Raw genomic sequence first — 17,271 nt, forward strand, 5'->3', positions numbered from 1 at the left:
CGCCAGTGTGGCGCAGCGCACCCCGCTCACGCGGTGGTCGTCGTGACCTGTGGAGAACCGCTCAGCCGCCGAGGGCGTTGAGCCAGGCACGGCGAGCCTCGAGGGCGTCCGCCGCCTCCTTCGCCGCCTTCGTGTCGCCCGACTTCTCGGCTGCCGCCAGCTCGGCTTCGAGCTTCTCGATCGCCTCGTGCAGCTGGGAGCTCATGTCGTTGGCGCGGGCCTTCGTCTCCGGGTTGTTCTTCTTCCAGTCGACGTCCTCCCGAGCCTTGAGGGCCTGTTCGATGACACGGAGCTTGTCGTCGAGAGCGCGCTCCTTGTCGCGCGGGAAGATGCGTCCGACCTCGTCCCACTCGCGCTGGATGCGGGTGAGCAGAGCCCGGGCGCGCTTGATGTTCGACTCGTCCGCGACGGCCTTCGCCTGCTCGAGCAGCGCCTGGCGTGCCTCGATCCGGGGCGCCGAATCGGCTTCCTCGGCTGCGGCCTGCTCGGCCCTCGCCGCGTACAGCGCATCGCCGGCGGCCTTGAAGCGCGCCCACAGTGCGTCATCGGCCTTGCGACCGGCTCGCCCCGCGGTCTTCCATTCGTCGAGCAGCGTGCGGTAGGCGGGGATGCCGTCCACACCGCGAGGCGCCAGAGCCTCGGCGCGCTCCACCAGTCGGGACTTCGCGTCGCGAGCCGCCTTGTGGGACTCGTCCAGCTCCGAGTAGAACGCCCGGCGGTGCTTGTCGACCACGGCGCGGGCATCCCGGAACCGCTTCCAGAGCTGCTGGGAGACGCCCTTCGAGAGACGGGGGCCGTTCTGCTGCTGCGCCTGCCACGCCTCGAAGAGCTCGTTGAGCTCGGCGGTGACCTGCTTCCACTGCACCTTGCTGAGGTCGCGCGCGGCGATGGCCTCGGCTCGCTCCACCAGCGCCGTCCGCTCGGCGATCGCCTGATCGACCAGCTCCTTCGCCTGCTGTGCCTCCTGCTCGGTGGCCTCGGAGAGCGAGGCGGTCAGGGCGGTCAGACGGTCGCGGAGTCCGGCGAGGTCGCCGACGGCGGCAGCATCGGTCGCCTCGTCGATCAGGTGCGCCGCCTGCTTGGCGAGGTCGCTCGCGGACGCACCGCCCGCCTGATGGCGCTGCTCGAGCGCGTGCACCTTGAAGGCGATGTCGTCGAACTTGCGGGTGAAGTAGGCCAGCGCCTCGTCCGGCGTGCCGTCGGGGTACTGACCGACGACGCGCCAGTCGTCGCCCTCGCGGACCTCGACGGTACCGTCCTCGGACACGCGGCCCCATTCGGCGGCCGACGAGATGGGAGGCGGCGTCACCGGCGCGGCGGGGGCCACCGCGGCGGGCGTCGGGGCCTTCCTGGGCATCGGCACGGCAGGCGGCGTGGGAACGGGCGGGGTCGGCTTCGAGGGCTCGTTGGCAGACACGGTGATTCTCCTTGCGCGGTCACGCCGCGGGAGGCGGAAAGGACAGGCTCAGCCTAGTACGCCCTGCCGCCTGCGGTGAGGTGACGAGACGTTACCCATTCGTGAGCAGAACGTTCGACGCAGGAAACACGAGCCGTCATCTCCGAGTAACACGCGGCTCGTATCGTCCCCAGCACGACGGTCCGCAGGGCGACAGGAGGTTCATGGACGGCAGCGCATCCCCACGCACGGAGGTCCTGGTCGTCGGCGCCGGGCCGGCCGCATACGCCTTCGCGGCTGAGTTGCTGCGGCACCCCGACCGCGCCCTCCGCCTGACCGTCATCGGCGAGGAGGAGCAGGCTGTCCCCGATCGCGCGGTCGTCGCTGAGCTTCTGCGCGATTCACCCCCGACCGCGCGGTCGACGGTGCGCGGAGTCCTCGCGGACGAGCGCGTGCGACTGGTCACCGGCGAGCGCGTGCAGAAGATCGACCGAGCGCTGCGGCGGGTGCGGACGCGGTCGGGGCGCCACTACGGCTACGACGTGCTCGTCCTGGCCACCGGCGCCGCGCCCGTCGTCCGCGCGGATGGGGCGTGGTCTGCGCGAGGCTGCCTCGCGCTGTGGACCCGGGACGACGCGGCGGATCTGCAGGCTCTCCTCCGGGCGCGCGTGCACGAACGAGGAGGAGCCCTGCACGCCACGGTCGTCGGCGGGGGCACGGCGGGGTTGTCCGCATCGCTGGCGCTGCGAGCGTCCGGTGTCGCGGTGACCCTCGCGCTGACGGAGGACCGCCTCCTCGCCGAGACCATGTCGCGGGACGCCGAGCAGGCGCTGCGGCAGCACGTCGAGGCGCTCGGGGTGCGGGTACGGGCAGGGGGGCCGCTGTCCATGATCGATGTGGACGAATCGGGTTCCGTGGCAGCCGTCGAGTTCCGGGACGGCGGGTTCCTCCGCACGGACGCGGTCGTGTTCGCGGGGGAGGCGCGGCCTCGGGACGAGCTCGCCCGCAACGCCGGGCTCGCCGTGCATCCGTCCGGGGGTGTGATCGTCGACACCAGCGGCGTGACCTCCGACCCGAACATCGTCGCCGTCGGCGAGGTCGCGGTGTGCGGCCCCCGTCGTTCGCGGGGGCTCGCGGCCGTGCGGTCGTCAGCGCGGCGTGCCGCGGCCGCCCTGTGCGGAGTCCCCGCTCCGATGGACGATGCGCCCTCCGTGCACGCGGTGCTGGGAGAGGCGGAGGTGCTGCATCTGCCCGGACCGGTGCTGACCGACCCCGAGCTCGTCGTGGTTCCTCTGGCCCGCTCGACCCGACTCGTCCACGGTGAACTGCTGCTCTCGACCGACGGTCGCCGGCTCCACGGCGCGACCGTGCTCGGTGAGCGCGCACTGGTCGCGGCGCTGCAGAGCGCGGCGGGCCCCCACGCCAGAGCGGGTGCGCTGATCGCCCTGCTCGCCGACGGGGCATCAGAGCCCTGTTCCTGCGGGCGGGAACAGGCCGCGCGCACCTCCGTGCGCGCGTTCGGTGGCCGCGGGGCGAGCGGGTCCGCCGACCTCGCCGTCGCAGCGGGGGTTCGCGCGTGCCCGCCCTGCGTGCGCGCTCTCGCGGTCGAGGCGATCACGACGGTCGCCGCCGTCACCGTCGCCGACCACGACGCGGACGACGGGTCCCCGGTGATGGTCCCTGTGCCGGGCGAGCTCACTCCCCAGCAGCTGGGCGCCCTCGCCGGCATCGCCGAGGAGTTCGACCTCCGCGTCCGGATCGGGGGCGAGGCGCACGGGATCGTGCTCCGTGGCGCCACCCCGGCGCAGGTTCCGCTGCTGTTGCAGCGCCTGGGTTCGTCCGGTCTCCTGCCGCGGCAGCTCGACGACGTGAGCGCGTCGGAGCATGAGGAGCGCCGGGGCAGCGTCCACGCTCGCCGCCCATCCGCCTCTCGGGCCGTGAGCCCGGCATGACGCTGTCCATCCGCGCCGTCCCTGCGCTGACGGGCTGCCGCATCGCCGTCGCTCAGCACCCGCGCACGGCCGCCGAGGCTCCCGCGGGCGATGCGGAGGCGGACCGCCTCGATCGGCTGCTGCGGTCTGTCGGCGCCGAGCTCGTGGTGAGCGCTGCCGTCCGCGAGGACCACCCGATACCGGCGGCGGTGCGACGCACGACCCACCGCGTGGCATCGGGCCGGATCGATGCGGTGTATCTCGAGACGGCGCCCGCCGCGCGCTCCTGGATGCGCGTGGTCGAACGGCTCGGGGCGCGCGAGGCCGTCCGCGAGCGTGCGAGGGCGGGCCGGCTGGCCGTGGTGGCTGCAGGAGCCCCGACCGTCGCGCCCCTGGCGGCGGAGGGCCTCCGCACGACCCTCGCAGCGGGACCGGCTCCCGAGGCGGTCGCCGAGGCACTGCTCACGTTCTACGCCGTCGACGCTCCCTCGCTGGACACGGAGGCGGGCCGGGTCGGCCTGCGCAGCGGGGGAGTCCTGGTCGATGGGCGATTCCTCCCGCTCCCACCGGGGGCGGTGGGGCTGCTGGAGGTGCTGATGCGTGCGGAGGGCCGGGTGCTCAGTCGCACCGAGATCGGCCGCACCCTTCCCGGCGGTCGCCGCAGCGCGAGGGCCGTCGAGGTGTCGGTGGCGCGGCTGCGGGAGGCGCTGGGCGAGGCCGACCTCGTGCAGACCGTGGTCAAGCGCGGCTATCGGCTTGCCGTGACGGAACGCTGAGCGGTCGGGGCGCGGGCCGGGGCCCGGCGGGCGGGGGAACTCGGGCCGCGGTCCGGCGGGCGGGTTCAGCGGGCAGGGAGCTCGAGTCGGCCAGTTCGGGGCCGCGGGTGTCGCGGCAGGGCTGGTGTCAGCCCGCGGTCGAGGCGGTGGGAGAGGGTGCGGGACTCTCGGAGGGCGTCTCGGTCGGGCCCCCGGTCGGCGTGTCGGTCGGCGCGTCGGTGGGGGTGTCCGTCGGGGCGTCGGTGGGCTGGACGGTGGGAGACGGCGAGGGTTCCGGCGCGGTCACCTGCGCGTGCACGACCTGGCTGCCGATGGCGGCGACCACGATGAGGCCGCCGACGATCACCGCGATGGTGTTGTCGCGGGTGCGTCGGCGGATCTGGTCCTCGTGCCACCGGGTGCGTGCGGTGTGCAGTCGTGCGCGCTCCGCCTCGGTACGCGCCTGCGCCTTCTTGGAACCGCGTGCGGCCATGCCCTGCTTCTCCGTCCCGACGCCTCTGCACGACGTCGCCTGAGAGCCTACCGTCGCCCGTGCGTCCGTCCGCCTCGCCGAGTGTCGTCGGCCGCCGTTAGCCTGGAGGGATGACCTCCCCTGCCGCGCTGCTCTCCGGGCAGACGCCTCTCGCCGTGCGCATGCGTCCGGTGTCGCTCGACGAGGTCGCGGGACAGCGGCATCTGCTGCGCGCGGGATCGCCCATCGTCGCTCTCGCCGATCCGCAGGCGAGCTCTCCCGGGGCCGTGTCGATCATCCTGTGGGGCCCGCCGGGAACGGGGAAGACCACGCTGGCACAGGCGATCGCCCGCTCCTCGGGGCGCCGGTTCGTCGAGCTCTCGGCCATCACCGCCGGGGTCAAGGACGTACGCGAGGTGATGCAGGAGGCGATCACGCAGCGCGACCTGTACGGCCAGACGACGATCCTCTTCCTCGACGAGATCCACCGCTTCACCAAGGCCCAGCAGGACGCCCTCCTGCCCGGCGTCGAGAACGGCTGGGTCATCCTGATCGCGGCGACCACCGAGAACCCCTCGTTCTCCGTCATCTCGCCGCTGCTCTCGCGCTCCCTGCTGCTCACGCTGCAGCCGCTCACCGATGAGGACATCGGGCTGCTCGTCGACAGGGCCGTGTCCGATGCCCGAGGCCTCGCCGGTGCGGTGGCGCTCGGCGACGAGGCGCGGTCCGCGCTGATCCGCCTGGCCTCCGGCGACGCTCGGCGAGCCCTCACCGGACTGGAGGCCGCTGCCGCGGTGGCGCTCTCGCACGCTGCCGCGGATCACGGGGAAGACGCCGACGGGGCCGACGAGGCCGGTAGCGCCGAGGGCGAGGACGCGGCGCAGGGTGTTCCCGCGGTCACCGCCGACGACGTGGCGCAGGCCGTCGACAAGGCGCTCCTCCGCTACGACCGTCAGGGCGACGAGCACTACGACGTGATCAGCGCCTTCATCAAGTCCATCAGAGGGTCCGACCCCGACGCCGCGCTCCACTATCTCGCCCGCATGATCGAGGCAGGGGAGGACCCGCGCTTCATCGCCCGTCGACTCGTGATCTCGGCGTCGGAGGATGTGGGTCTCGCCGACCCGCAGGCGCTCGGCATCGCCGTCGCCGCGGCGGACGCGGTCGCGTTCATCGGCATGCCCGAAGGGCGGATTCCGCTCGCCGAGGCCACGATCTACCTCGCCACGACGGCCAAGTCGAACGCCGCGTACGTCGGCATCGACGCCGCGATCGCCGACATCAGGGCGGGCGGGTTCGGCCGCGTTCCCCTGCACCTGCGCGATGCGCACTACCCGGGCGCGAAGCGGCTGGGCCATGGCCGCGGCTATCGCTACTCGCACGACAGCGAGTTCGGGATCGTGCCACAGCAGTACCTGCCGGATGAGCTCGACGGTCGCCGCTACTACGAGCCGAAGAACCTCGGCGCGGAGCGCGACATCGGCGCCCGTCTGGAGCGCATCCGCCGGATTCTCGGCGACCGCTGACCGTCGCGATCGGGGGCGGGGCGCGGTCTGTTAGACTTGAGCGGCTCGAAACCGAGTTTTCGGGCATCTCCTCGTTCACACCACACCTCGACGGCGCCCCGGCGTGCGCTCCGAGGAAGAACGCGGGTGATACGTCCGTCGGACGTGAAATCCACGTCCACGTCATCGGAAGGATAACTTCGTGGTCACGAAGTCCCAGGACCGCCGCAAGGTGCGTCTCAGCCGCGCCCTCGGCGTGGCACTCACCCCCAAGGCCGCCCGCTACCTCGAGAAGCGTCCCTACGCTCCGGGCGAGCACGGCCGCACGAAGCGCAAGGCCGACAGCGACTACGCCGTCCGTCTGCGTGAGAAGCAGCGTCTGCGCGAGCAGTACGGCATCCGTGAGAAGCAGCTGCGCATCGCGTTCAACGAGGCGCGTCGTCAGGACGGCCTGACCGGTGAGAACCTGGTCGAGCTCCTCGAGATGCGTCTCGACGCGCTCGTGCTGCGTTCGGGCTTCGCCCGCACCACGGCCCAGGCCCGCCAGCTCGTCGTGCACCGTCACATCCTCGTCGACGGCCAGCTCGTCGACCGCCCGTCGTTCCGCGTGAAGCCGGGCCAGCTCATCCACGTCAAGCCCAAGAGCGAGGGCCTCGAGCCCTTCCAGGTCGCGGCCGCCGGCGGTCACGCCGAGGTCCTGCCCGCGGTTCCGGGCTACCTCGAGGTCGAGCTCGACAAGCTCCAGGCCCGCCTGGTCCGTCGTCCGAAGCGCGCTGAGGTCCCCGTGACCTGTGAAGTGCAGCTCGTCGTCGAGTACTACGCGGCTCGCTGATCCAGCGATCGAGCAATACGCAGGAGGCGTCGGGGGTTCCCGACGCCTCCTGTCGTTTCCGCATACGATGGAGACACCGCGCCTTCGCGGCTCTAGGGCAAGGATGACGACATGAAGAACGTGCTGTGGTTCCTGATCGGCGTGATCGGCGGCTTCGTCGCGGCTCACTTCATGAACAAGGACCCCCGCGGCCACGACATCCTCGCCGACGTCGATGCGCGCATCAACGGCTTCACGGCGGCCCTCGGCGACGCGTATCGCGCGCAGGAGGCGCGGCTGACCGAGCCGGGCGACAACTGAACCACCGCCGTCGCGCCCTCGGCGCGCCACCACACGCAAGGACGATCGGTACCCCATGAAATCTGCGGACATCGCGCAGCGCTATCTCTCCTACTTCGAGAAGAACGACCACCTCATCGTTCCCTCCGCATCTCTGGTCAGCGACGACCCGTCCCTGCTGTTCACGGTGGCCGGCATGGTGCCGATGATCCCGTACCTCACCGGAGTGGTCCCGGCCCCGCACCCGCGCATCGCCGACCTGCAGAAGTGCATCCGGACGAACGACATCGAGGAGGTCGGGCGGACCGCGCGTCACGGCACCTTCTTCCAGATGCTCGGCAACTGGTCGTTCGGCGACTACTTCAAGGAAGGCGCGATCCGCTACGCGTGGGAGCTGCTCACCACGTCGGAGTCCGACGGCGGGCTCGGGTTCGACGAGAAGGACCTCTGGGTCACCGTCTACGAGACCGACGACGAGGCCGAGGCCATCTGGCGCGACATCATCGGACTGAAGCCCGAGCGCATCCAGCGCCTGGGGCGTGCCGACAATTATTGGAACACCGGCCAGCCCGGCCCCGGCGGCCCCGACTCAGAGATCTTCTTCGATCGCGGACCCGCGTACGGCAAGGACGGCGGCCCCGCGGTCGACGACTCGCGATTCCTGGAGCTGTGGAACCTCGTGTTCATGCAGGACTTCCTCGAGAACATCCGCAGCAAGACCGAGTTCGACATCGTCGGCGAGCTGCCGATGAAGAACATCGACACCGGCATGGGCCTGGAGCGCGTGGCGTTCCTCAAGCAGGGTGTCGAGAACATGTACGAGACCGACCAGGTGCGCCCGGTCCTGGATCGTGCGATCGAGCTGTCGGGCCGCCGCTACGGGGCCGTGCACGAAGACGACGTGCGCTTCCGCGTCGTCGCCGACCACGTGCGCTCGTCCCTCATGCTGCTCTCCGACGGCGTGCGCCCGTCCAACGAGGGGCGCGGCTACATCCTGCGCCGCCTGATGCGACGGACCGTCCGCGCGATGCGTCTGCTCGGCGTGGACGAGCCCGCCTTCCCCGAGCTGTTCGCCGCTTCCCGCGACGCCATGAAGGCCTCGTACCCGGAGCTGGAGCGCGATTGGTCGGTGCTGTCCTCCGCGGCCTTCGCCGAGGAGGAGACCTTCCGCCGCACCCTTACGCAGGGGTCGACGATCCTGGATCTCGCCCTCGAGGACACGAAGAAGAGCGGCGGCTCGACGCTCAGCGGCCCTGAGGCCTTCCTGCTGCACGACACCTACGGATTCCCGATCGACCTGACCCTGGAGGTCGCCGAGGAGGCGGGTCTCGCGGTCGACCGCGCGGCCTTCGACGCGCTCATGCAGGAGCAGCGGCAGCGCGCCAAGGAGGATGCCCGCAACCGCAAGCGGCAGCTCGCGGATGTGTCGGTGTACCGCGACCTCCGCGCACTGGGCGAGACCGGGTTCGACGGCTACACGACGCTCGAGGTCGAATCGCGCGTGCTCGGGCTGCTCGTCGACGGTGCGCCGGTGCGCAGCGCCGCCGAGGGCCAGATCGCCGAGGTCGTGCTCGCGGAGACCACGCTCTACGCCGAGTCGGGCGGTCAGGTCGCCGACAAGGGCACCATCGTCGGCCCCGGCTACGAGCTGGAGGTGCTGGACGTCCAGCGCCCCGTCCCCGGTCTGATCAGTCACACCGTCGAGGTCACGCGCGGCAGCGTCGCGGTCGACGACGTCGCCACCACCATCGTGGATGCCGCGAATCGCCGGGCGGCTCGCCAGGCGCACTCGGCGACCCACCTCGTGCACGCAGCACTCCGCGACACGCTCGGGCCGTCCGCCACCCAGGCCGGATCGCTGAACCGCGCCGGCTACATGCGGTTCGACTTCTCCTGGTCGCAGGCGCTCTCCGGCGAGACCCGCTCGGAGATCGAGGAGATCACGAACCGCGCGGTGCAGGACGCTCTCGAGGTCACCACCCGCATCGTCTCCCTGGATGAGGCCAAGGAAGCGGGAGCCATGGCGCTCTTCGGCGAGAAGTACGGCGATGTCGTGCGCATGGTCGACATCGGCGGACCGTGGTCGCGCGAGCTCTGCGCCGGCACCCACGTGTCCTCCAGCGCGGAGATCGGGCTCGTGAGCGTGGTCGGCGAGTCGTCGGTGGGCTCATCCAACCGACGGATCGAGGCACTCGTGGGCGCGGACGCCTTCCGCGAGCTGGCGGCCGAGCGCGCCATCGTGTCGCAGCTGACTGCGGCGCTCAAGACCCCTCGCGACCAGCTCACCGAGCGCATCGCCGATCTCAGTGCCAATCTGAAGGCGGCCGAGAAGCGCATCGCCCAGTTCGAGGCGCAGCAGCGCGCCGGCCAGGTCCCCGCGATCGCGGACGCGGCCGTGCGGATCGGCGGCTACCGGGTGGCAGCGCAGTCCCTCGGCGACGTCGCGTCGGCGGATGACGTGCGTGACCTCGTGAACGGCGTCCGCGAGCGCCTGGGCTCCGAGGCGGCCGTGGTCGCACTCGGCGCCGTCGTCAACGGTCGGCCGGTCGTGGTCGTCGGCACGAACGACGCGGCGCGTGCGGCGGGTGCGAAGGCGGGGGCGCTCGCGAAGCGTGCCGCCGGGGTGCTCGGCGGTGGAGGCGGCGGTCGGGACGACCTGGCGCAGGGCGGCGGCACGGATGCGACGGCACTGTCCGCCGCGCTCGACACCGTGTCCGAGGAGCTCGGCCGCGCGTGACCGGCTTCCGGCGCGGGATCCGGCTCGGCATCGACGTCGGGCGGGCCAGGGTCGGCGTCGCCCGGTGCGACCCCGACGGCATGCTGGCCGTCCCCGTCGAGACGGTGCCACGCGATGAGGCGGCGATCGGGCGCATCGTCGCGATCGCGGCGGAGTACGAGCCGATGGAACTGGTGGTCGGGTTGCCAGTGAACCTGCAGGGTGCTGACACGCCGTCGACCGTGGACGCCCGCGAGTTCGCGGCGGCCCTGCACGCGCAGAGCGGGCTGCCGGTACGGCTCGTCGACGAGCGCCTGAGCACGGTTTCCGCACATGCGGTATTGCGGAGTTCCGGGCGTTCACAGAAGAACTCTCGTAGCATTGTTGATCAGGTCGCCGCCGTGGTGCTGCTGCAGCAGGCGATCGACACGGAGAAGAGCACCGGGAACCCGGCCGGTGCCCCGGTCCCCGTCGACGAGGAGCCCGCCTGATCATGTCCGAACGCGAGAGCGCTTCGCCAGAGCACGACACCGACGCCCGCCTGGGGGATCTGTTCGGCAACCTCCCCGCACCCGCGCCGCAGGTGCCGACCGCGGACAACAGCACCCCCACGCCCGGCTCCCGCCGCGCGGCCCGCGAGGCCGCCGAGCGCGCTGCCAGGCAGTCCGCGTCACGCGAAGAGCCGGCTTCCAGGGCGCCGGCGCCCGTGAGCGCGGCCGATGCGTCCGGGTCGCGTGCCGGCGACACCGACCCTGCAGGATCCTCGGCCGGCACCCCGGTCCCGCGGGAGCCGGGGACGGACGCCCCGCGGGAGCACCTCGACGACGCGACGCGACAGCTTCCCCGGGTCGAGGCCGCCGCGGCTGCTGCATCCCCGAGTCGGGCGGACTCGCCCGCGGTCTCGACCGCGGAGCCGGATCCCCAGCCCCGCGCCGGCGGAGGACTCGACGACCTGTTCGTGCACGGCGAGGACGAACACGACGGTCCTCGCGCGCCCAAGAAGAAGCGCCGCAAGGGGTGTCTCGTCGCGCTCATCGTCGTGCTCGTGATCGTCGGCGGCCTCGCGGCCGGCGGTGTCTGGGCGTGGAACACCTACGGAGACCGCATCAGCGAGGCGATGGGCTGGGGTGACCCGAAGGACTGGGAGCCGGGCCAGGCGACCGGCGAGGTGTTCGTCACCATCAAGAGCGGCGACACCGGTCAGCCGGTGTCCTCCGCGCTGTACGACGCCGGCGTCACCAGGACCGAAGACGTCTTCTACGACTACCTCATCGACGAGGGCATCGCCGTGACGTTCTATCCGGGGGTGTACCGCCTCCAGGAGAAGATGACCGCGGAGGCGGCGCTCGCGGCGCTGCAGGACGACGCGAACAAGCTCGAGAACACCGTCTCGATGTCGGAGGGTGCCACGATCGCGTCGTCGCTGCCGGCTATGGCCGAGACGCTGGGCCTGCCGATCGAGGACTTCCAGGCGGCGGTGGCCGACCCATCGGTCTACGGCGTGCAGGCGCAGAGCCTGGAGGGGTGGCTGTTCCCTGCGGTGTACACCTTCGATCCCGGCGTCACGGCGACGCAGGTCATCCAGCGGATGGTCGATCGCACGAGGGAGTCGCTGGAAGCGGCGGGCGTCCCCGCGGAGGACGCGCAGCGCGTGCTCACGATCGCGTCGATCATCCAGCGCGAGGGCCGCACGGACGACTTCCCGAAAGTCTCCCGCGTCATCGAGAACCGCCTGGCGATCGACATGATGCTGCAGATGGACTCGACGGCGCAGTACGGCTACGGCTCGCTGCACGAGGGCGTGGTCTCCAGCTCTGCCGAGGCGCTCGAGGATCCGAACGAGTGGAACACCTACGTGCACACCGGGCTGCCGATCACTCCGATCGCGAGCCCGAGCGACGCCGCGATCGACGCCGCGATGCATCCGGCGGACGGCCCCTGGCTGTACTTCGTCACGGTGAACCTCTCGACCGGCGAGACGCAGTTCTCGGAGACCCTCGCCGAGCACGAGCAGGGCGTGGAGAAGTGGCGGGAGTGGTGCAAGGCCAACCCCGACGCCGGTTGCTGAACCCGTGAGTTCGACGCGCCTCGCCGTGTGGGGTGACCCGATCGCGCACTCGCTCTCGCCCGCCCTGCACGCAGCCGCGTACCGAGAGCTCGGGCTCGACTGGCAGTACGAGCGCCGGCAGGTGACGGCGGCGGACTTCGCCGCGACCGTGCAGTCGCTCGACTCGACCTGGCGGGGCCTGTCCCTCACGATGCCGCTGAAGGAGGAGGGTTTCCGTCTCGCCGTGCACCACGACTCACCCGCGCAGCTCACCGGCGCAGTGAACACCCTCGTGCTCGGCGACGAGCCGGCCGGCTTCAACACCGACGTCGGCGGCATCGTGGACGCGCTGGCCGAGGCGGGCATTACCGCGGCGAGCTCCGCGCGGATCCTCGGCGCCGGTGCCACCGCGGCCTCCGCACTCGTCGCCCTCGCAGACCTGGGAGCGACGAGGGTCGAGGTCCGGGCACGGCGCCCTGATCCCGCGCGGGCCCTCACGGAGCTGGCGCAGCGACTGGGTGTCGACGTCATCGCGCTGCCGTTCGATGCGCCGACCACGCCGGTGGATCTGACGATCGCGACGCTGCCCTCCGGCACTGTGCTGCCCCGCGAGGTCGCCGAACCGCTGGCGGCCGCCGGCGGAGCGCTGTTCGACGCCGCCTACGCGCCGTGGCCGTCCGCGCTGGCGAGGGCGTGGGGCGAGGCCACGGTCGTGTCCGGGCTCGGGATGCTGCTGCACCAGGCCGTGCGTCAGATCAGGATCTTCACGCAGGGGGACCCGGCGGCGCCCCTGCCGCAGGAGCGCGCCGTGATCTCCGCCATGCGCGCCGCCCTCTGACCGCGCATGAAACGCGGCGCGCCGCCGCGGAAACGCATGGGAGACTGGAGCAATGCTCCGCGTGCTCACGGCCGGCGAATCGCACGGCCCAGAACTCATCGCCGTCATGGAGGGTCTGCCCTCCGGCGTCCCTGTCTCCTCTGAGGCCATCCAGGCCGATCTCGCCCGCCGCAAGCTGGGCTACGGTCGCGGGTCCCGTATGAAGTTCGAGCAGGATGAACTCACGATCTCGGGCGGCGTGCGCCACGGGAAGACGCTCGGCAGTCCCATCGCGCTGCGCATCGGCAACACCGAATGGCCGAAGTGGATCGAGGTCATGAACCCGGAGCCGGTGGAGCTCACCGACCGCTCACGAGGGCGCGGCGCACCGCTGACGCGTCCCCGGCCGGGTCACGCGGACTTGGTGGGCATGCAGAAGTACGACTTCGACGAGGCCCGGCCCATCCTCGAGCGCGCGAGCGCCAGGGAGACGGCGGCGCGCGTCGCCCTCGGCGCCATCGCGCGTTCGTTCCTCGCGGAGCTCGACATGCGTCTGGTCAGTCACACGCTCTCGATCGGTCCGGTTCGGGTTCCGGACGGCGCTGCCGTGCCCACCCCGGACGACGTGGAGACGCTCGACGCCGATCCACTGCGCTGCTTCGATCCGGCGACGTCCGCGCTGATGGTCGCGGAGGTGGACGACGCGAAGAAGGACGGCGACACGCTCGGGGGCATCGTCGAGGTGCTCGCGTACGGGCTCCCGCCGGGGCTCGGTTCGCACGTGCACTGGGACCGTCGGCTCGACGCCCGCCTCGCGCAGGCGCTGATGAGCATCCAGGCCATCAAGGGCGTGGAGGTCGGCGACGGCTTCGAGACAACCCGCCGTCGCGGTTCCGCGGCGCATGACGAGCTGTTCGCGAGCACCCAGGGCATCACGCGCGGCTCCGACCGTGCCGGCGGGACCGAGGGCGGCATGTCCACGGGCACGGTGCTGCGCGTCCGTGCGGGGATGAAGCCCATCGCGACGGTGCCGCACGCGCTGCGCACCATCGACATCGCCACCGGTACCGATGCGACCGCGCACCACCAGCGCTCCGACGTGTGCGCCGTGCCCGCCGCCGGCGTCGTCGCCGAGGCGATGGTCGCCATCGAGCTCGCCCGGGCCGTGCTGGAGAAGTTCGGCGGCGACAGCATCCGCGAGACCCGGCGCAACCTCGCAGGGTACCTGGAGGGCATCCCCTCCGAGCTGCGGTCCGCGCCCGCGTCCGAAGCCGCGCTCATCGCGCATGACGAGCGAGGCTGAGCACCTGACGCTGGTGCTGGTGGGCCCGATGGCCGCCGGCAAGACCAGCGTCGGTCGGCGCGCGGCCCGGCGGCTGGGTGTCCCGTTCATCGACACGGACAAGCGGATCGTCGCCGAGCACGGCCCGATCCCGGAGATCTTCGCGACGCGCGGCGAGGACTCGTTCCGCGAGCTCGAGCGCGACGCCGTGGTGAAGGCGCTGGAGGACGGCGGTGTCATCTCCCTGGGCGGTGGCGCCGTCACGGACGAGAAGACGCGCCGGCTGCTGCACACGCAGCCCGTGGTGTTCCTCACCGTCAGCGAGGACGCGGTGGGCGACCGGCTCCGCGGAGGGAACCGGCCGCTGCTGGCCGGGGACGATCCGGTGGAGAAGTGGAAGAGGATCTACGCGGAGAGGCGCGGCTGGTACGAGGAGGTCGCGTCGATCACGTTCGACACCTCGCGCCGACCGATGCAGCGCATCGCCGACGAGATCGTGGCATGGAGGAGAGAGCAGGCATGAGCACGACGACCATCAGCGTCACGGGGACCGACGCGTACGACATCACGATCGGACGCGGGATCCTGGACCGGGTCTCGGCGGCTCTCGCGCCGGGCGTGCGGAAGGTGCTCGTCGTGCACCCGCCGACCCTGGCGAGCCGCGCGGCTGAGCTCCGCGACCGTCTGCTCGCCGACACCGCGGACGGCCCGCGCGAGGTGCTGCTGGCCGAGATCCCGGACGCCGAGCAGGGCAAGCGCATCGAGGTCGCCGCCTTCTGCTGGCAGGTCATGGGACAGGCGGACTTCACACGCAGCGATGCCGTCGTCGGCTACGGCGGGGGAGCGGTGACGGACCTGGCCGGCTTCGTCGCGGCCACGTGGCTCCGCGGGGTGCAGGTGGTGCAGGTGCCGACGACCGTGCTCGGCCTCGTCGATGCCGCGGTCGGCGGCAAGACGGGCGTGAACACCGCCGAGGGCAAGAATCTCGTCGGCGCGTTCTGGGCCCCCCGCGCGGTGATCGGCGACCTCGACGAGCTGAGCAGCCTCAGCGCGAACGAGGCGACCGCCGGGTATGCCGAGGTCGTGAAGGCCGGCTTCATCTGGGCGCCCGAGATCCTCGACATCGTGGAGGCCGATCCGGCGAGGGCCGTCGACACGTCGACCGACGAGTTCCGCCGCGCCGTCGAGCTCGCGATCGACATGAAGGCGCGGGTGGTCTCGGACGACTTCCGTGAGTCCGGGCTCCGCGAGATCCTCAACTACGGCCATACGCTGGGCCACGCGATCGAGCATGCCGAGCGGTACCGCTGGCGGCACGGCGCGGCGATCTCGGTCGGCATGCTCTACGCCGCGGAGCTCTCGCGGTTGGCGGGCCGGCTGTCCGACGCGGCAGCCGAAAGGCACCGCACGATCCTGGAATCCCTCGGGCTGCCGACGACGTACCGCGCCGGCGCCTGGCCGCAGCTGCTGGCCACGATGCAGCGCGACAAGAAGAGCCGCGGCGGCATGCTCCGGTTCATCCTGCTCGACGACATCGCGAAGCCGACGGTCCTCCAGGCGCCGGACGAGTCGCTGCTGTTCGCCGCCTACCAGGAGGTCGGCGCGTGACGGTCGCCGTCCGCCGGATCGAGCCGCAGGACTGGGCCGAGGTGAAGGCGCTGCGGCTGCGGGCCCTCGCCGACCCCGTTGCTCCCATCGCGTTCCTGGACACCGTGGAGCACGCCCGCACGCAGCCGGACCGCTTCTGGCAGGACCGCGCGGCCAATGCGGCCGGAGATGCCGCCGCTGCGCAGTTCGTCGCGATCACGGACGAGGGCGCATGGGTCGGCACGGCCACCGTGCTCCCGCACCGCGAGGAGGCGGCGGCGGGACTCGTCGTCGGCGTGTACGTGGTGCCGGAGCAGCGCGGGGGCGGGGTGATCGACGCCCTGCTCGAGGCGGCGGCGCAGTGGTCGCGCACCCGCGGCTTCTCCGCCTTGTTCCTCGAGGTGCACGTCGACAATGCCAGGGCGCAGGCCGTGTACGCGCGCTGCGGCTTCGAGCGCACCGGCGAGATCGAGACGTCGGGCTTCGGTCGCGAATGGGTGATGCGTCGCCGCCTGGACGCAGCCGGTAGCGTGCCGTCATGACCCCTACGCGTCGGCTGCTGCTCCTCAACGGCCCCAACCTGAACCTCCTCGGCACGCGGGAGCCCGCTGTGTACGGCACCGCCACGCTCGCCGACGTCGAGCAGTCGACGCGCGAGGCGGCGGCGCAGGCCGGCTTCGAGCTCCGGGCGCTGCAGAGCAATCACGAGGGGGTGCTGATCGACGCGATCCACGCGGCACGGGAGGACTGCGCGGGCATCGTGATCAACCCGGGAGGGCTCACGCACACCTCGGTGTCGCTGCGGGACGCCCTGACCGGGGTGGCTCTGCCCTTCGCCGAGGTGCACATCTCGGACATCTCTGCGCGCGAGGCCTTCCGTCAGCACTCGTTCCTGGAGGACGTGGCGGCGGTCAGGATCGCCGGTCACGGCGTGGCCGGCTATGCGGAGGCCCTGCGCGCCCTCACCGCCCTGCTCTGACGCCGCCGCCTGCGGCTCAGCCGGTGCGCGGTGCGTCCGGCCGCGCATCCCGTAGAATCGACTGTCGGCCGACTCCGGCCCCCACGGACTCACGAACGGAACTCCCAGCGCATGGCATCCACCGCAGACATCAAGAACGGCGTCGTCCTCAGTATCGACGGGCAGCTCTGGAGCGTCATCGAGTTCCAGCACGTGAAGCCGGGCAAGGGCGGCGCATTCGTGCGCACCAAGCTGAAGAACGTCGTGTCGGGCAAGACCGTCGACCGCACGTACAACGCCGGCGCGAAGATCGAGATCGAGAACGTCGACCGTCGCGACTACACCTACCTGTACACCGACGGTGACGGCTTCGTGTTCATGGACCAGACGGACTTCGACCAGATCACGCTGGGAGCGGCCACGGTCGGCGACGCGAAGAACTTCCTGCTCGAGAACCAGCAGGTCACGATCGCGCTCAACAACGGCAACCCCCTCTACATCGATCTGCCCGCGTCCGTGATCCTGGAGGTCACGTACACCGAGCCGGGTCTGCAGGGCGACCGCTCGTCGGCCGGCACGAAGCCCGCGACGGTCGAGACGGGCTACGAACTGCAGGTCCCGCTCTTCCTCGAGGCCGGCACGAAGATCAAGGTCGACACCCGCACGGGTGAGTACCTCGGTCGCGAGAAGTAAG

The 17,271-nt window shown here is 71.6% G+C and carries 17 protein-coding genes; 15 read left to right on the forward strand and 2 right to left on the reverse strand.

All coding sequences use genetic code 11. The annotated features are described in order from the left end of the window. Positions 1–61: 61 nt before the first annotated feature. Positions 62–1,417 (reverse strand): DUF349 domain-containing protein, encoded by a 1,356-nt coding sequence (locus M3C17_RS00165; RefSeq protein ID WP_259975577.1) that lies wholly within the window; start codon positions 1,415–1,417, stop codon positions 62–64. A 203-nt stretch (positions 1,418–1,620) separates the two neighbouring features. Between M3C17_RS00165 and M3C17_RS00170 the strand changes: the two genes are divergently transcribed. Next, on the forward strand, positions 1,621–3,348 hold the full coding sequence (locus M3C17_RS00170) for an FAD-dependent oxidoreductase (RefSeq protein WP_259975578.1): 1,728 nt from the start codon (positions 1,621–1,623) through the stop codon (positions 3,346–3,348). Continuing rightward, positions 3,345–4,103 (forward strand): winged helix-turn-helix domain-containing protein, encoded by a 759-nt coding sequence (locus M3C17_RS00175; protein WP_259975579.1) that lies wholly within the window; start codon positions 3,345–3,347, stop codon positions 4,101–4,103. Before M3C17_RS00170 ends, M3C17_RS00175 begins: the two co-directional genes overlap by 4 nt. Before the next feature lie 127 nt (positions 4,104–4,230). On the opposite strand, the gene M3C17_RS00180 is transcribed toward M3C17_RS00175, so the two are convergent. Beyond that, entirely contained in the window at positions 4,231–4,575 is a 345-nt protein-coding gene (locus M3C17_RS00180) for a hypothetical protein (RefSeq protein ID WP_259975580.1), read from the reverse strand. Positions 4,576–4,685: 110 nt separating this feature from the next. Here M3C17_RS00180 and M3C17_RS00185 point away from each other — a divergent pair, with 110 nt between their 5' ends. The 13 genes from M3C17_RS00185 (at position 4,686) to efp (ending at position 17,270) form a co-directional block, all read left to right on the forward strand. After that, a complete protein-coding gene (locus tag M3C17_RS00185; RefSeq protein WP_259975581.1) occupies positions 4,686–6,080 on the forward strand; it encodes a replication-associated recombination protein A in 1,395 nt (464 codons plus the stop codon). 181 nt (positions 6,081–6,261) lie between these two features. Beyond that, on the forward strand, positions 6,262–6,891 hold the full coding sequence (gene rpsD / locus M3C17_RS00190) for a 30S ribosomal protein S4 (protein ID WP_025103514.1): 630 nt from the start codon (positions 6,262–6,264) through the stop codon (positions 6,889–6,891). A 111-nt stretch (positions 6,892–7,002) separates the two neighbouring features. After that, a complete protein-coding gene (locus M3C17_RS00195; RefSeq protein WP_259975582.1) occupies positions 7,003–7,191 on the forward strand; it encodes a hypothetical protein in 189 nt (62 codons plus the stop codon). Positions 7,192–7,246: 55 nt separating this feature from the next. Next, entirely contained in the window at positions 7,247–9,907 is a 2,661-nt protein-coding gene (gene alaS / locus M3C17_RS00200) for an alanine--tRNA ligase (RefSeq protein WP_259975583.1), read from the forward strand. Beyond that, entirely contained in the window at positions 9,904–10,377 is a 474-nt protein-coding gene (gene ruvX / locus M3C17_RS00205; RefSeq protein WP_259975584.1) for a Holliday junction resolvase RuvX, read from the forward strand. Before alaS ends, ruvX begins: the two co-directional genes overlap by 4 nt. Positions 10,378–10,379: 2 nt before the next feature. Further along, positions 10,380–11,954 (forward strand): endolytic transglycosylase MltG, encoded by a 1,575-nt coding sequence (gene mltG, locus M3C17_RS00210; protein ID WP_259975585.1) that lies wholly within the window; start codon positions 10,380–10,382, stop codon positions 11,952–11,954. A 4-nt stretch (positions 11,955–11,958) separates the two neighbouring features. Continuing rightward, positions 11,959–12,771 carry a shikimate dehydrogenase gene (locus M3C17_RS00215; RefSeq protein WP_259975586.1) on the forward strand — a complete coding sequence of 271 codons (813 nt, stop codon included), beginning with the start codon at positions 11,959–11,961 and terminating at the stop codon, positions 12,769–12,771. 52 nt (positions 12,772–12,823) lie between these two features. Beyond that, positions 12,824–14,053, forward strand: coding sequence for a chorismate synthase (gene aroC, locus M3C17_RS00220; protein ID WP_259975587.1), 1,230 nt, complete (start codon positions 12,824–12,826; stop codon positions 14,051–14,053). Continuing rightward, the gene (locus M3C17_RS00225; protein WP_259975588.1) at positions 14,037–14,555 is read left to right on the forward strand and encodes a shikimate kinase; all 519 of its coding nucleotides are present in this window, start codon (positions 14,037–14,039) and stop codon (positions 14,553–14,555) included. The genes aroC and M3C17_RS00225 overlap by 17 nt, the downstream gene beginning before the upstream one ends. After that, positions 14,552–15,640 carry a 3-dehydroquinate synthase gene (aroB, locus tag M3C17_RS00230; protein WP_259975589.1) on the forward strand — a complete coding sequence of 363 codons (1,089 nt, stop codon included), beginning with the start codon at positions 14,552–14,554 and terminating at the stop codon, positions 15,638–15,640. The genes M3C17_RS00225 and aroB overlap by 4 nt, the downstream gene beginning before the upstream one ends. Continuing rightward, complete coding sequence (locus M3C17_RS00235; protein ID WP_259975590.1) at positions 15,637–16,161, forward strand: GNAT family N-acetyltransferase; 525 nt, start codon at positions 15,637–15,639, stop codon at positions 16,159–16,161. The genes aroB and M3C17_RS00235 overlap by 4 nt, the downstream gene beginning before the upstream one ends. Further along, positions 16,158–16,598 (forward strand): type II 3-dehydroquinate dehydratase, encoded by a 441-nt coding sequence (gene aroQ / locus M3C17_RS00240; RefSeq protein WP_259975591.1) that lies wholly within the window; start codon positions 16,158–16,160, stop codon positions 16,596–16,598. Before M3C17_RS00235 ends, aroQ begins: the two co-directional genes overlap by 4 nt. Before the next feature lie 111 nt (positions 16,599–16,709). After that, positions 16,710–17,270: an elongation factor P gene (gene efp, locus M3C17_RS00245; protein WP_259975592.1), complete on the forward strand. Its 561-nt coding sequence runs from the start codon at positions 16,710–16,712 to the stop codon at positions 17,268–17,270. Position 17,271: the final 1 nt, after the last annotated feature.

The sequence above is a fragment of the Microbacterium sp. p3-SID336 genome (genome assembly GCF_025143365.1).
In the GTDB taxonomy this organism is placed as follows: Bacteria; Actinomycetota; Actinomycetes; order Actinomycetales; family Microbacteriaceae; genus Microbacterium.

Coding starts and splice junctions, on each gene's coding strand:
- M3C17_RS00170 (WP_259975578.1), top strand. CDS start 1,621: ATGGACGGCAGCGCATCCCCACGCACGGAGGTCCTGGTCGTCGGCGCC.
- M3C17_RS00175 (WP_259975579.1), top strand. CDS start 3,345: ATGACGCTGTCCATCCGCGCCGTCCCTGCGCTGACGGGCTGCCGCATC.
- M3C17_RS00180 (WP_259975580.1), bottom strand. CDS start 4,575: ATGGCCGCACGCGGTTCCAAGAAGGCGCAGGCGCGTACCGAGGCGGAG.
- M3C17_RS00185 (WP_259975581.1), top strand. CDS start 4,686: ATGACCTCCCCTGCCGCGCTGCTCTCCGGGCAGACGCCTCTCGCCGTG.
- M3C17_RS00195 (WP_259975582.1), top strand. CDS start 7,003: ATGAAGAACGTGCTGTGGTTCCTGATCGGCGTGATCGGCGGCTTCGTC.
- alaS (WP_259975583.1), top strand. CDS start 7,247: ATGAAATCTGCGGACATCGCGCAGCGCTATCTCTCCTACTTCGAGAAG.
- mltG (WP_259975585.1), top strand. CDS start 10,380: ATGTCCGAACGCGAGAGCGCTTCGCCAGAGCACGACACCGACGCCCGC.
- aroC (WP_259975587.1), top strand. CDS start 12,824: ATGCTCCGCGTGCTCACGGCCGGCGAATCGCACGGCCCAGAACTCATC.
- M3C17_RS00225 (WP_259975588.1), top strand. CDS start 14,037: ATGACGAGCGAGGCTGAGCACCTGACGCTGGTGCTGGTGGGCCCGATG.
- aroB (WP_259975589.1), top strand. CDS start 14,552: ATGAGCACGACGACCATCAGCGTCACGGGGACCGACGCGTACGACATC.
- aroQ (WP_259975591.1), top strand. CDS start 16,158: ATGACCCCTACGCGTCGGCTGCTGCTCCTCAACGGCCCCAACCTGAAC.
- efp (WP_259975592.1), top strand. CDS start 16,710: ATGGCATCCACCGCAGACATCAAGAACGGCGTCGTCCTCAGTATCGAC.